Origin of the sequence: uncultured Paracoccus sp. (genome assembly GCF_937873615.1) — a bacterium.
Lineage (GTDB): Bacteria > Pseudomonadota > Alphaproteobacteria > Rhodobacterales > Rhodobacteraceae > Paracoccus.
The window spans coordinates 31,413-44,737 of sequence record NZ_CALMYP010000057.1; the positions used below are offsets into that span (position 1 = coordinate 31,413).

Consider the following 13,325-nt stretch of genomic DNA (forward strand, 5'->3'; position numbering starts at 1 on the left):
TCTATTTGGTTCCGAACATCCGGTCGCCGGCATCGCCCAGACCCGGCACGATATAGCCGTGATCGTTCAGCCTTTCGTCAAGCGCCGCGGTCACGATCGGCACATCGGGATGGGCCTCCTGCATCCGCGCGACGCCCTCGGGCGCGGCCAGAAGACAGAGGAAACGGATATTCTTCGCCCCCGCCTGCTTGATCAGGTCGATGGCCGCAGCCGAGGAATTGCCCGTCGCCAGCATCGGATCGACGACAATGGTCATACGTTCATCCAGCCCGCCCGGCAGTTTCGAATAATACTGCACCGGCTGCAGCGTCTCGGGATCGCGGTAAAGGCCGACGAAGCCGACCCGGGCCGAGGGGATCAGTTCCAGAATCCCGTCCAGCAGCCCGTTTCCGGCACGCAGGATCGACACCAGAGCCAGCTTCTTGCCCTCCAGCACCGGCGCGTCCATCGCCTGCAGCGGCGTCTCGATCCGGGTCGTGGCGACGGGCAGTTCCCGGGTGATCTCATAGGCCAGAAGCAGGCTGATCTCGCGCAGAAGTTGCCGGAAACCGGCGGTCGAGGTGCTCTTGTCGCGCATCAGCGTCAGCTTGTGCTGCACCAGCGGGTGATCGACGACGGTGAGATGTGGGGTCATGTGGGCTCCGTTCTGGTCAGGCGAAGGCGGCAAGCAGGCGTTCGCGCGTGGTCTTGTCGCAGAAGGCGGCCTCTGCGGCATTGCGGTTCAGGGCGGCGAATTCGGCCTCGGCCCAGCCGAAGGCATCGGCGAGGCGGTCATATTCGCGGCCAAGCGTGGTGTGGAAGAAGGGCGGATCGTCGGTCGAGACGGTCACCCTGACCCCGGCATCGGCCAGCCGCGCAATCGGATGCGACGGCCAGTCGGGATAAAGGCCAAGCGCCACATTCGAGCCCGGGCAGACTTCCAGCACGGTGCCGCGATGGGCAAGCTCTCGGACCAGTTCGGCATCCTCGATGGCGCGGACGCCGTGGCCGACGCGGGTGATGCCAAGGCTGAGTGCATCGCGAACCGATTGCGGGCCGCCCCATTCGCCGGCATGGCAGGTCAGGCCCAGCCCGGCCTCGCGGGCGCAGTCGAAGCACCAGGCGAAATCCTGCGGCTTGCCCACGGCTTCGTCCCCTGCCAGGCCAAGGCCGGTGACCCAGCCCGCGCCGTCCGAACTGCCGGTTTCGGCGGCGCAGATGGCGGATTTTCGCGCCCGGTCGGGTCCGAAATGCCGGATCGGGGTGACAATGGCGCGGCTGTCGATGCCCTGCGCCGCCATGGATTTCGCGGTCGCCTCCATCGCGGCCAGATAGTCGCGCCAGGCGCTCAGGTCGCCACCGCCGCAGAATTCCGGGGATACGAAGAATTCGACATAGATTGCGCCTTCTTCGGCGCAATTCTGCAACACCTCGCCCAGCAGGCGGGCGTAATCCTCGGGCGTGGCGATGACCGAGGTCGCGGCCTCGTAAACGCGCAGGAAATCGTCGAAATCGCGATAGGCGTAATGGCCCCGGGCGTCGAAAACCCCGGTCAGGTCGGCCCCCTTCTCGGCGGCGAGGCCACGGATGAAGCCGGGCGGCGCGGCCCCTTCGAGATGAAGATGCAGTTCAATCTTCTTTAAGTTCTTCATGCGAACGTGATCCTGCGAATCAGAGGCGGAGGTCAAATGAAACTGCTGCCATACCCGGGCGAATCGAGGCCGAGATGCGCCGCGACGCTGGCCCCGATATCGGAGAAGCCGACATTCCCGATGGCGCGCGCACCCAACCCCGCGCCAAGCACCGGCACACGCTCGCGGGTGTGATCGGTGCCGGTCCATGATGGGTCGTTGCCATGATCGGCGGTAAAGATCATCAGATCGCCGGGCCGAAGCGCGGCCACCGCCTGCCCGACGATGGTGTCGAACCATTCCAGCTGCGCGCCATAGCCGTCGATATCGCGGCGATGCCCGTAAAGGCTGTCGAATTCGACGAAATTGGCGAAGGTCAGGCTGCCCGGCGCGGCTTCCTCGATCAGCCGCAGCAGATGCGCGGCCAGATCGGCATCGGACTTGCCCTTGTGCAGCTTGCCGATGCCGCGATGGCTGAAGATGTCGCCGATCTTGCCGATGGCATGGGTGTCGCGCCCGGCCCTGGCGGCGATGTCCAGAATGGTGTCGGCCGGCGGGGCCATGGCGTAATCGCGCCGGTTGGCGGTGCGGGTGAAATTTCCGGGCGCGCCGACAAAGGGCCGCGCGATCACCCGGCCCACCCGCATCCGGTGCAGCATGGGGGCCAGCCCCTCGCACAATGCCAGAAGCCGGTCGAGGCCGAAGGCCTCCTCATGTGCGGCGATCTGGAAGACGCTGTCGGCAGAGGTATAGCAGATCGGCCAGCCGGTCCGCAGATGCGCCTCGCCCAATTCGTCGAGTATGACGGTGCCCGAGGCATGTTTATTGCCAAGGATGCCCTCGGTTCCGGCCAGTTCGCAGACCCGCGCGGTGACCTCGGGCGGAAAGGCGGGCTGGCTGTCGGGGAAATAATGCCAGTCCCAGGGGACCGGAACGCCGGCAATCTCCCAATGGCCGGAGGGCGTGTCCTTGCCCGGCGAAATCTCGGTCGCGGCCCCCCAAAGCCCCTCCGGCGCCGCACCGAGTCCCGGTGCCTCGGCGCCCGAGGCAAGCCGGATCGCGGCACCAAGCCCGAGCCGGTCGAGATGCGGCAGGCACAGGCCGCGTTTCTCGGCAATGTGAAGAACGGTGTTCGCACCGGTATCGGGGCGGGTGTCATTGAAGAAATCCACCGCATCCGGCGCGCCGCCGATGCCCACGGAATCCATCACGACAAGGAAGGCTCTGGACATGGCGATCTCAACTTTCCTGCTGTTCTTCGCCCGGCTGATCGCCCGCCTCGGCCCGCGTTCGGGCGCGGATCAGGGGCGTCGGCGCAGGCGCGGTATCGGCCAGGTGATAGGCGCGCTGAACGGCGGCGATGGCGGCTTCCGCATCGGCCTCATTGGTCGCATGGACCAGGGCGAGGCAACCTTCGCTGGCCTCGCCAAGCCGGCGCAGGGCCGACAGGCCGACCCGGTGGTCGATCTTCTGGCCGGCCCGAACCCGTCCGCCGCCAAGCGCGATGACCGCATGGCCAAGCCGGGCAGCGTCGATCCGGGCGACAAAGCCCGCAGGCGCCGGCACCGGGCAGATGACCGGGGCGGGTGCCAGATGGGCCTCGGGCCGGTCCAGTAGATCGGCGGGGCCACCCTGCGCCGCAACCATGCGGGTGAAGACATCGGCCGCGCGGCCCGAATCCAGCGCCTCGGTCGCGCGCGCCATGCCGTCAGTCTCACCAGTCAGAAGCAGCGCCTCGGCCGAAAGTGCCAGCGACAGATCGCGCAGGGCCGAAGGCGCGCCGCGCAGGCAGTCGATCGCCTCGATCACCTCCAGCGCATTGCCGGCGGCGCGGGCAAGGGGCTGGTCCATATCGGTAATCAGCGCCGACGTCCGGCAACCGGCGGCATTGGCGGTTTCAACCAGCGAGACTGCCAGCGCCTCGGCCTTTTCTGGCGATCCCATGAAGGCACCGGATCCGGCCTTCACATCCAGCACCAGGGCATCGAGCCCCGCCGCCAGCTTCTTGGACAGGATCGAGGCGGTGATGAGGTCGATGGATTCGACCGCCGCGGCCTCGTCCCGGATCGCGTAAAGCCTGCGGTCGGCGGGGGCGAGATCGGCACTGGCGGCGACGATGGCGCAGCCGGTCGCGCTTACGGTCTTGCGAAAGGCGGCTTCGTCCAGCCCGGTGATGAAACCGGGAATGGCCTCCAGCTTGTCCAGCGTGCCGCCGGTATGGCCAAGCCCCCGGCCCGAGATCATCGGCACGAAAGCCCCGCAGGCGGCCAGAATCGGGGCCAGCACCAGCGAGACCACATCGCCAATGCCGCCGGTCGAATGCTTGTCGAGCACCGGGCCGGGCAGGTCCCAACGCATGACATGGCCGGAATCGCGCATCGCCCGGGTCAGGCCCGAGCGTTCCTCGGTCGACAGACCGCGCAGCAGCACCGCCATGGCAAAGGCGCCGGCCTGCGCATCCGACAGGCTGCCATCGGAAAGACCGCGCGCGATCAGCGCTGCCCCGCCCTCGTCCAGCCCGCCACCGTCACGCAGCCGCGCGATGACCGGGCGGGGGTCTGCCCGGCTATTCGGGGCCCGCCCGGGATCGGTCACGCGCCGCTGCCTTCCATATGCCCGACATCGAAGCGACCCGGCAGCAGCTCGCCAATGGTCGTTGCCAGCGTGGCACCGCCGGTCGTGGCCAGCAGCACCGGCGTTTCGGGACGGCCGAACTCGGCCAGTTTCTGCCGGCAACCGCCGCAGGGCGGCACCGGGCTTGGGCTGCCGGCGATCACGGCCACCTCGATCAACTCGGTCTCGCCAGCCGCGATCATGGCGGCGATGGCGCCGGCCTCGGCGCAGGTGCCCTCGGGATAGGCGACGTTTTCGACATTGCAGCCGCGATAGATCATGCCGGACTTGCCGCGCACGGCGGCCCCGACCTTGAAATTCGAATAGGGCGCATAGGCGGCTTCGCGAACCTCGCGGGCGGCATCGAGAAGGGACATGGGCAATCTCCGAAGCTGATCGGCGGAGTCTGCGCGTTGCGCCTTAAGGATGCAAGATGCCGCAGGCGGGCGGAACCCCGCATCCGGCAAGGGTGCTTGTGATGCACCGGCAAACTGGTTTAACGCTGAACCATCGCGCGTCGGAACCTGCCAGAAAGCGGGTCCGGCAGGGAATGCACCCCGACCAAGCAAGGGCAAGGGTGCCGTAGAGGGGACAGGACATGGAAGAACAGCGGCAGGAAATGGCGCGCTCGTCGGCGCTGGAATATCACGAGTTCCCCCGTCCCGGTAAGCTGGAGGTGCGGGCGACGAAGCCCCTGGCCAACGGCCGCGACCTGGCCCGCGCCTATAGCCCCGGCGTGGCCGAGGCCTGCCTGGAAATCAAGGAAAACCCCGCCGATGCCGCCCGTTATACGGCGCGGGGCAATCTGGTCGCGGTGGTCTCGAACGGCACGGCGGTGCTGGGCCTTGGCAATATCGGCCCGCTCGCCTCGAAGCCGGTGATGGAGGGCAAGGCGGTCCTGTTCAAGAAATTCGCCAATATCGACTGCTTCGATCTGGAGGTCGCCGAAACCGACCCCGAGAAGCTGGCCGCCATCGTCCAGAGCCTGGAGCCGAGCTTCGGCGCCATCAATCTGGAAGACATCAAGGCACCCGATTGCTTCATCGTCGAAAAGCTCTGCCGCGAGAAGATGAACATCCCGGTCTTTCACGACGACCAGCACGGCACCGCCATCGTCGTCGGCGCCGCCGCCACCAATGCGCTGCAGGTCACCGGCAAGCGCTTCGAGGAGATCAAGATCGTCTCGACCGGCGGGGGTGCTGCCGGCATCGCCTGTCTGAACATGCTGCTGAAGCTGGGGGTGCGGCGCGAAAACGTCTGGCTCTGCGACATTCACGGGCTGGTCTATGAGGGCCGGACCGAGGACATGAACCCGCAGAAGGCGGCCTATGCGCAGAAATCCGATCTGCGGACGCTCGATCAGGTGATCGACGGCGCCGACATGTTCCTCGGCCTCTCCGGCCCCGGCGTGCTGAAGAAGGAGATGGTGGCAAAGATGGCCGCGCGGCCCATCGTCTTCGCACTGGCGAACCCGACGCCCGAGATCATGCCCGACGAGGTGAAGGAGGTCGCGCCCGAGGCCGTCATCGCCACCGGCCGCAGCGATTTCCCCAATCAGGTGAACAACGTCCTGTGTTTCCCCTTCATCTTCCGGGGCGCGCTGGATGTGGGCGCGACCCAGATCAATGACGAGATGCAACTGGCCTGTATCGAGGGGATCGCCGCACTCGCCCGTGCCACCACCGCCGCCGAGGCCGCGGCCGCCTATCGCGGCGAAAAGCTCAGCTTCGGGCCCGATTACCTGATCCCGAAACCCTTCGATCCGCGCCTGATCGGCGTCGTCTCGACCGCCGTGGCCAAGGCCGCGATGGACTCGGGCGTGGCCACCCGCCCGATCGAGGATATCGGCGCCTACAAGCGCAAGCTCGACGGGTCGGTCTTCCGCTCGGCCCTGATCATGCGCCCGGTCTTCGAGGCCGCCGCCACCGCCAGCCGCCGCATCGTCTTCGCCGAGGGCGAGGAAGAACGTGTGCTGCGCGCCGCCAATGCGATGCTGGAGGAAACCACCGATGTCCCGATCCTGATCGGTCGCCCCGAGGTGATCGCGGCCCGCGCCGAACGCGCCGGCCTGCCGATCCGGCCGGACAAGGATTTCGAGATCGTGAACCCCGAGAGCGATTCCCGTTACCGCGAATATTGGGAAACCTATCACGACCTCATGGCCCGGCGCGGCGTCACCCCGGACCTGGCCCGGGCGATCATGCGCACCAATACCACCGCCATCGGCAGCGTCATGGTCCATCGCAACGAGGCCGACAGCCTGCTTTGCGGCACCTTCGGGCAATATGGCTGGCATCTGAACTATATCACCCAGGTGCTCGGCCGCGACGGGCTTTACCCGCATGGTGCCCTGTCGATGATCATCCTGGAGGACGGCCCGCTTTTCGTGGCCGACACCCAGGTCCACAACACCCCCAGCCCCGAGGAGATCGCCCGCGCCGCCATCGGCGCCGCCCGCCATGTCCGCCGCTTCGGGCTGGAACCACATGTCGCGCTGTGCAGCCATTCGCAATTCGGCAATCTCGGCACCGATAGCGGCGAGCGGATGCGGGCGGCGATGGCGCTTCTGCAGGAACGCGAGGTCGGCTTCAATTTCGATGGCGAGATGAATATCGACTCGGCGCTCGATCCCAAGCTGAGGGCGCGCATCTTCCCGGCGGCGAAGCTGGAAGGCGCGGCCAATGTGCTGATCTTCGCCGGCACCGATACCGCCTCGGCGGTGCGCAACATCCTCAAGACCAAGGCCGGCGGGCTGGAGGTCGGGCCGATCCTGATGGGCATGGGCAACAAGGCCCATATCGTCACCCCCTCGATCACCGCGCGCGGGCTGCTGAACATGTCGGCCGTCGCCGGCACCCCGGTCGCGCATTATCGCTGATGCGCCGCCGGGTGCGGCTGGCGCCCCCCCCGCGCGCTGATCGGCTTTCTTGCCTGACGCGGCGAAGGTGACGATTGCCCAAGGCGCGCTTCCGGCCTAACGTCTCGGCAGAGGCGCGTGAGGGATGAGGGAGGAGCCTATGGGCTATCAGGATATCTATGCCGGCTGGAAGGCCGATCCGGAGGCATTCTGGATGAAGGCCGCCGAGGCCATCGACTGGGTCAAACCGCCGTCGAAGGCCCTGTTCGACGAGAATGCACCGATCTACGAATGGTTTTCCGACGGGCTGGTCAATACCTGCTGGAACGCGGTCGACCGCCATGTCGAAGCCGGGCGCGGCGACCAGATCGCCATTTATCATGACAGTCCGATCACCAATGCCACCAAGGGCATCACCTTTTCCGAGTTGAAGACCCGCGTCGGCACCCTGGCCGGGGCGCTGCGCGCGCGCGGCGTCGAGAAGGGCGACCGCGTCATCATCTACATGCCGATGATCCCCCAGGCGATCGAGGCGATGCTGGCCTGCGCCCGGCTTGGCGCGATCCATTCCGTCGTGTTCGGCGGCTTTGCCGCGAACGAGCTGGCGGTGCGCATCGACGACGCCCAGCCCAAGGCGATCATCGCCGCTTCGGCCGGTCTCGAACCCGGGCGCGTGGTGCATTACAAGCCGCTGCTCGACCAGGCCATCGAACTGGCCAGCCACAAGCCCGAATTCTGCGTCATCTTCCAGCGCGAGGAGGAGGTCGCCAAGCTGATCGAGGGCCGCGATTTCAACTGGTACGGCTTCCAATACGGCATCAAGCCGGTCGATTGCGTCCCGGTCGAGGGCAATCACCCGGCCTATATCCTTTACACCTCGGGCACGACCGGCCAGCCAAAGGGCGTGGTGCGCCCCACGGCGGGCCACCTGGTCGCGCTGGCATGGTCGATGGAGAATATCTACAAGATCGGCCCCGGCGACCGCTTCTGGGCGGCCTCGGATGTGGGCTGGGTCGTGGGTCACAGCTATATCTGCTATGGGCCGCTGATCGCCGGCGCGCAGACCGTGGTCTTCGAGGGCAAGCCCATCGGCACGCCCCATGCCGGCGTCTTCTGGCGCACCATCCAGAACAACCGCATCAAGAGCTTCTTCACCGCCCCCACCGCCATCCGCGCCATCCGCCGCGAAGACCCAGACGGCGAATATATCCGCCGCTACAAGCTGCACGACCTGCAGGCCCTTTTCCTTGCCGGCGAACGCGCCGACCCCGAGACCATCGCCTGGGCGCAGAAGCATCTGGGCGTGCCGGTGATCGACCATTGGTGGCAGACCGAAACCGGCTGGGCCATCGCCGCCAACCCGATCGGGATCGAGGAATTGCCGGTCAAGCTGGGCAGTCCGACCGTGCCCATGCCCGGCTATGACGTGCAGGTGCTGGACGAGGGCGGAAATCCGGTTCCCGCTGGCACGCTCGGCGCCATCGCCATCAAGCTGCCCCTGCCGCCCGGCACGCTGGCGACGCTGTGGAATGCCGAGGATCGTTATCGCAAGTCGTATCTCTCGCATTTCCCCGGCTATTACGAGACAGGCGATGCGGGTTATCTGGACGAGGACGGCTATCTTTACATCATGGCCCGCACCGATGACGTGATCAACGTCGCCGGCCACCGCCTGTCGACCGGCGCGATGGAGGAGGTGCTGGCCCGCCACCCGGATGTCGCCGAATGCGCGGTGATCGGCATCAGCGATCAGTTGAAGGGGCAATCGCCGCTCGGCTTCCTTTGCCTGAAGAAAGGCAGCACCACCCCGCCCGAGCAGGTCTTGCGCGACGTGGTGCGCATGGTCCGTGACGATATCGGCCCGGTTGCGGCCTTCAAGCTGGCGGTGATCGTGGACCGGCTGCCGAAGACGCGTTCGGGCAAGATCCTGCGCGCGACCATGGCCAAGATCGCCGACGGCGAGGACTACAAGATGCCCGCCACCATCGAGGATCCCGCCGTTCTGGACGAGATCGCGGCGCATCTGAAGCAGGTCACGCTCGCCTGAATCCCGGCCCCGAATGTGAAACATCCCGCCCGCGTCATGCGGACGGGAAGCGCCTGTCCCAGTTCCCTGCCGATGCCCGCCAGTCTTCTGATCGCACCTTAGCGGCCACCAGATATTGTGTTTGGGGGTCTATTCGGCCCAAATTGCGGGAATGACGCCCGCCAATCAAGCATTTTTTTGTTAACGGAGGCGGTTTCCCGTTTACCTTTTCAGCCGGCTCATAACAGCACCATCTGCGCCAATCCAAGAAAGGCAAAGAAACCAACCACATCGGTTACGGTCGTCACAAAAGTGCCCGAGGCAAGGGCCGGGTCGGCACCGAATCTTTCCAGCGTCAGCGGCACCAGAATTCCCGCCAAAGCAGCGACAAAGAGGTTCACCACCATCGCGATGGAGATGACACTGGCCAGAGAGATTCCATCGAACCAGATCCAGGCCACCACCCCCATCACCAGGGCAAAGCAGATCCCGTTCAGCAATCCGACCACCGCCTCGCGCCCGACGACCCGCCAGACGTTCGAGCCGGTCAGGCTTTTCGTCGCCAGTGCCCGCACCGCCACGGTCAGCGTCTGCGTGCCGGCATTGCCGCCCATCGAGGCCACGATCGGCATCAGCACCGCCAGTGCCACGATCTGCGAGATCGTATCCTCGAACATGGCGATCACGAAAGAGGCGAGGATCGCCGTCAGCAGGTTCACCGCCAGCCAGGGCAGGCGCTGACCCAGCGTCTCGATCACCGTATCCGAGATCGAGGATTCGTCGCCGACGCCGGCCAGGCGCAGGATGTCTTCCTCGTGCTCGTCGTCCAGCACTTCCATGGCATCGTCGATGGTGATGACACCGACCAGCCGGTCGTGTTCGTCGACCACGGGTTCCGAGATCAGGTGATACTGGTTGAAGGCATAAGCGACATCGGCCTCGTTCGCATAGGCGTCGATGGGGCGGAAACTTTCTTCCGCAAGGTCGCGCAGCGCCGTGTCGCGCCGTGCCGCCAGCAAACGGCCAAGCGCCACATAGCCAAGCGGATGCCGGCGCGGATCGACCAGGATCACATGGTAAAACTGGTCCGGCAAATCCTCCTCGGCTCGCAGGTAGTCGATGGTATCGCCGACGGTCCAGTGTTCGGGCGCCGTCACGACCTCGGATTGCATCATCCGACCGGCGGAATATTCTGGATAAGTCAGCGATTGCTCGACCGCGGCCCGGTCGGATTCGTCGAGCGCGTCGAGAACCTTCTGCTGATCGTCCTCGTCCAACTCCTCGATCAGTTCGACGATATCGTCGCTGTCCATCTCGCGGACAGCCTCGGCCAGGGCCGATTTCGGCATCAGCTCGACGATTTCGTCGCGGATCGATTCGTCGATCTCCGACAGGATGTCGCCGTCGATCTCTCCGGACCAGAGCGACATGAAGATGCGCCGCCGCGCCGCCGAGAGATTCTCGATCACGTCGGCGATGTCGGCCGCGTGCATCGGCTCCAGCAGCTCGTTCAGCTTGGCCGGGTCTTCATCATCAATGGCATCGCGGATCTGGTCGAGCAGCGCGCGCGAGGGGGTGAAATCGTCCTCCTCCTCGGGCGGTTCCGGCGGTTGCTCGGCTTCGGGGGATAGCTTGTCGGCCACGAGTTCGGGCTTTTCGGCGGCGTCGAGGCGCTGTTCGTCGTCCTGCATGGACCCCCCTGTCATGTCATTTGCATCGGCCTGCGGATCGGGCGACGGGGCCCGAGGACGATCTTAGAGAAGCCGCCCGCCGGGGGCAACGCTCAGCCGGCCAGAAGTGCCAGTGCTTCGGCGTGAATTTCGGGCGTGGCGGCGGCGATGATGCGCCCGCCGCCATGGGCCGGACCACCCTGCCAGTCGGTCACCACGCCACCAGCCGCCTGCACCACGGCAATCGGCGCGACCACGTCATAGGATTGCAAGCCGGCCTCGATCACCAGATCGACCTGACCGAGCGCGAGCAGCGCATAGCCATAGCAGTCCAGCCCATAGCGCGTCAGCCGCACCTGCCCGGCAACCCGGTGGAAAGCCGCGTAGTCCTCGGTCGAGCCGATTTCAGGGAAGGTGGTCAAAAGTGTCGCCTGGCCCAGTTCAACCCCCTTGCGGGTGGCCAGAGGCATCTCTCCGGCGGGCGAGGTGACGCGGGCGCGACCCAGCCCGCCCTCGAACCGCTCTCCGGTGAAGGCCTGGTCCACAATGCCATAGATCGGCCCGGTATCGTCCGTCAGGCCGATCAGCGTGCCCCAGCTCGGCGCGCCCGAGATGAAGGCACGGGTGCCGTCGATGGGGTCCAGGACCCAGGTCAGGCCGGAGCGCCCGGCAAGAGAGCCGAATTCCTCGCCCAGGATCGCATCGTCGGGGCGACGCTCGGCCAATATGGCACGCATCGCCTGCTCACTGGCGCGATCCGCCTCGGTCACCGGGTCGAACCCGTCCGCGAGCTTGTTGTCAGGCCGCAATCCGGCGCTGCGGAATAGTGGCAAGGTCTGCCCACGGGCAGCATCGGCCATCGCCGCGGCAGTCTCGAAAATATCGGTGCGATCCATTCCAATCCCCGTCCTGACGCGCCGTTCATAGCGCGGAAAGACGGGGCAGAACAGGCGATGTCTGAATTGCCGCGTCAAGCGGCGTGCGACAGAACCCGGGCGAGTTCGAATATCTGGCGGCGCTGCGCCTCGGGCATGGCGTAATAGGCCCGGATCAGTTGCAGTGCCTCCTTGTTGGCCATGATATCGTCGCCGAGCGCCGCCGCCTCGCGACCCCCGTTCAACCCCTCGAAAAAGAAGCTGATGGGAACATCGAGCGCCGTGGAAATGTCCCACAGCCGCGACGCCGAAACCCGGTTCGCCCCGGTTTCGTATTTCTGGATCTGCTGAAACTTGATCCCGACCTGATCCGCCAGCTGCTGCTGGGTCATGCCAATCAACCAACGCCGATGGCGAATACGCGTGCCAACATGCACATCAACTTCGTGCTTCATAACCAACCTCTCACTAACTGATCAATTCCTAGACCAGGCAAGAGCCCCTGACGACTCCGTTAATTAGAAAACACGCTAAAGTTGACTAAAAGAACAGGGTCAATCGGCGTCTTGCCGCTTCAAATGCGCCATATGGGCGGAATTCAGCCGACCTTTTGCCCGAATCCTGCCCGTCTCGCCCGAATCAGCTCAGCACGACGCCCGATTCCCGGAACAAGGGCCACAAAGCGGCTTTCAGCCTTTTCTGCCACGCGTTGAGCTTACCAAGCGTCAACCAAGATACCAGAAAGACCGCCCACACAGCGGCTCTCACATTATTTTGGCCTTCGCTTCCGTTGAAAACCTGCCATAATGCGCCAATATATACGCTTTACCGGCGCATCCGCGCCGCCAACGCCAGTTATATGGAGAGTTTGATGGCTGAATACGACACCCAGCGTCTGGCCCAGGCCCGGACGGGTGCCGCGACCCGTGCCGATATCGATGCCGGCCTTCGCGCGTACATGTCGAAGGTCTATGGGATCATGGCCACCGGCATGGCTGTGACCGCCTTCTTTGCCCTTGGGCTGAACATGCTTGCCGTTCAGGACGGCCAGCTGACCCAGATCGGTTACGCGGTCTACGCCTCGCCGCTGAAATGGGTGCTGATGTTCGCGCCCCTTCTGGTGGTGTTTGCCTTCGGTGCCGCCGTCTACAAGCTGTCGGCGCAAGCCGCGACGCTGATTTTCTACGGCTTTGCCGCGCTGATGGGCATGTCGATCAGCTGGATCTTCCTGCGCTATACCGGCACCTCGATCGCCTCGACCTTCTTCGCGACCGCCGCCGGCTTCGCGGGCCTGTCGCTTTACGGCTATACGACCAAGCGCGACCTGTCGGGCATGGGCTCGTTCCTGATGATGGGCCTGATCGGGCTGATCATCGCCTCGATCATCAACATCTTTCTGGCGTCGAGCGCGATGCAATTCGCGATCTCGGTCATCGGGGTGCTGATCTTCGCCGGCCTGACCGCCTATGACACCCAGCAGATCAAGAACACCTATCTGCAACTGCGCGATTCCGATCAGGAATTCCTGGGCAAGACCGCCATTCTTGGCGCGCTGAACCTCTATCTGGACTTCCTGAACCTGTTCATGTTCCTGCTGCAGTTCATGGGTTCCAGCAACGACTGATCCGGTTTCCCGGAACGCGAAAGGCCCCGCATTTGCGGGGCCTTTTTCAT

The 13,325-nt window shown here is 65.2% G+C and carries 11 protein-coding genes; 3 read left to right on the forward strand and 8 right to left on the reverse strand.

The window, feature by feature from the left end; all coding sequences use genetic code 11:
- Position 1: 1 nt before the first annotated feature.
- The 5 genes from upp to Q0330_RS13350 are packed head-to-tail and all read right to left on the reverse strand — an operon-like array spanning position 2 to position 4,600.
- Positions 2-634: a uracil phosphoribosyltransferase gene (gene upp / locus Q0330_RS13330; protein ID WP_299480138.1), complete on the reverse strand. Its 633-nt coding sequence runs from the start codon at positions 632-634 to the stop codon at positions 2-4.
- A 16-nt stretch (positions 635-650) separates the two neighbouring features.
- Positions 651-1,631, reverse strand: coding sequence for an adenosine deaminase (locus Q0330_RS13335; protein WP_299480141.1), 981 nt, complete (start codon positions 1,629-1,631; stop codon positions 651-653).
- Positions 1,632-1,663: 32 nt separating this feature from the next.
- Positions 1,664-2,842, reverse strand: a complete 1,179-nt coding sequence (locus Q0330_RS13340) for a phosphopentomutase (RefSeq protein ID WP_299480143.1) — start codon at positions 2,840-2,842, stop codon at positions 1,664-1,666.
- Between the two features lie 7 nt (positions 2,843-2,849).
- On the reverse strand, positions 2,850-4,205 hold the full coding sequence (locus Q0330_RS13345) for a thymidine phosphorylase (protein ID WP_299480147.1): 1,356 nt from the start codon (positions 4,203-4,205) through the stop codon (positions 2,850-2,852).
- Entirely contained in the window at positions 4,202-4,600 is a 399-nt protein-coding gene (locus Q0330_RS13350) for a cytidine deaminase (RefSeq protein WP_299480150.1), read from the reverse strand. Before Q0330_RS13350 ends, Q0330_RS13345 begins: the two co-directional genes overlap by 4 nt.
- Before the next feature lie 221 nt (positions 4,601-4,821).
- Here Q0330_RS13350 and Q0330_RS13355 point away from each other — a divergent pair, with 221 nt between their 5' ends.
- Positions 4,822-7,101: an NADP-dependent malic enzyme gene (locus tag Q0330_RS13355; RefSeq protein WP_299480153.1), complete on the forward strand. Its 2,280-nt coding sequence runs from the start codon at positions 4,822-4,824 to the stop codon at positions 7,099-7,101.
- A 139-nt stretch (positions 7,102-7,240) separates the two neighbouring features.
- Positions 7,241-9,127, forward strand: a complete 1,887-nt coding sequence (locus tag Q0330_RS13360; RefSeq protein ID WP_299480446.1) for a propionyl-CoA synthetase — start codon at positions 7,241-7,243, stop codon at positions 9,125-9,127.
- A gap of 218 nt (positions 9,128-9,345) precedes the next feature.
- Here Q0330_RS13360 and mgtE read toward each other — a convergent pair whose 3' ends face one another.
- From mgtE to Q0330_RS13375, 3 genes are all read right to left on the reverse strand, one after another.
- The gene (mgtE, locus tag Q0330_RS13365; RefSeq protein ID WP_299480156.1) at positions 9,346-10,797 is read right to left on the reverse strand and encodes a magnesium transporter; all 1,452 of its coding nucleotides are present in this window, start codon (positions 10,795-10,797) and stop codon (positions 9,346-9,348) included.
- Between the two features lie 92 nt (positions 10,798-10,889).
- A complete protein-coding gene (locus Q0330_RS13370; protein ID WP_299480159.1) occupies positions 10,890-11,672 on the reverse strand; it encodes an inositol monophosphatase family protein in 783 nt (260 codons plus the stop codon).
- Positions 11,673-11,746: 74 nt separating this feature from the next.
- The gene (locus Q0330_RS13375; RefSeq protein ID WP_299480162.1) at positions 11,747-12,106 is read right to left on the reverse strand and encodes a helix-turn-helix transcriptional regulator; all 360 of its coding nucleotides are present in this window, start codon (positions 12,104-12,106) and stop codon (positions 11,747-11,749) included.
- Between the two features lie 416 nt (positions 12,107-12,522).
- Here Q0330_RS13375 and Q0330_RS13380 point away from each other — a divergent pair, with 416 nt between their 5' ends.
- A complete protein-coding gene (locus tag Q0330_RS13380) occupies positions 12,523-13,275 on the forward strand; it encodes a Bax inhibitor-1/YccA family protein (RefSeq protein WP_299480165.1) in 753 nt (250 codons plus the stop codon).
- Positions 13,276-13,325: the final 50 nt, after the last annotated feature.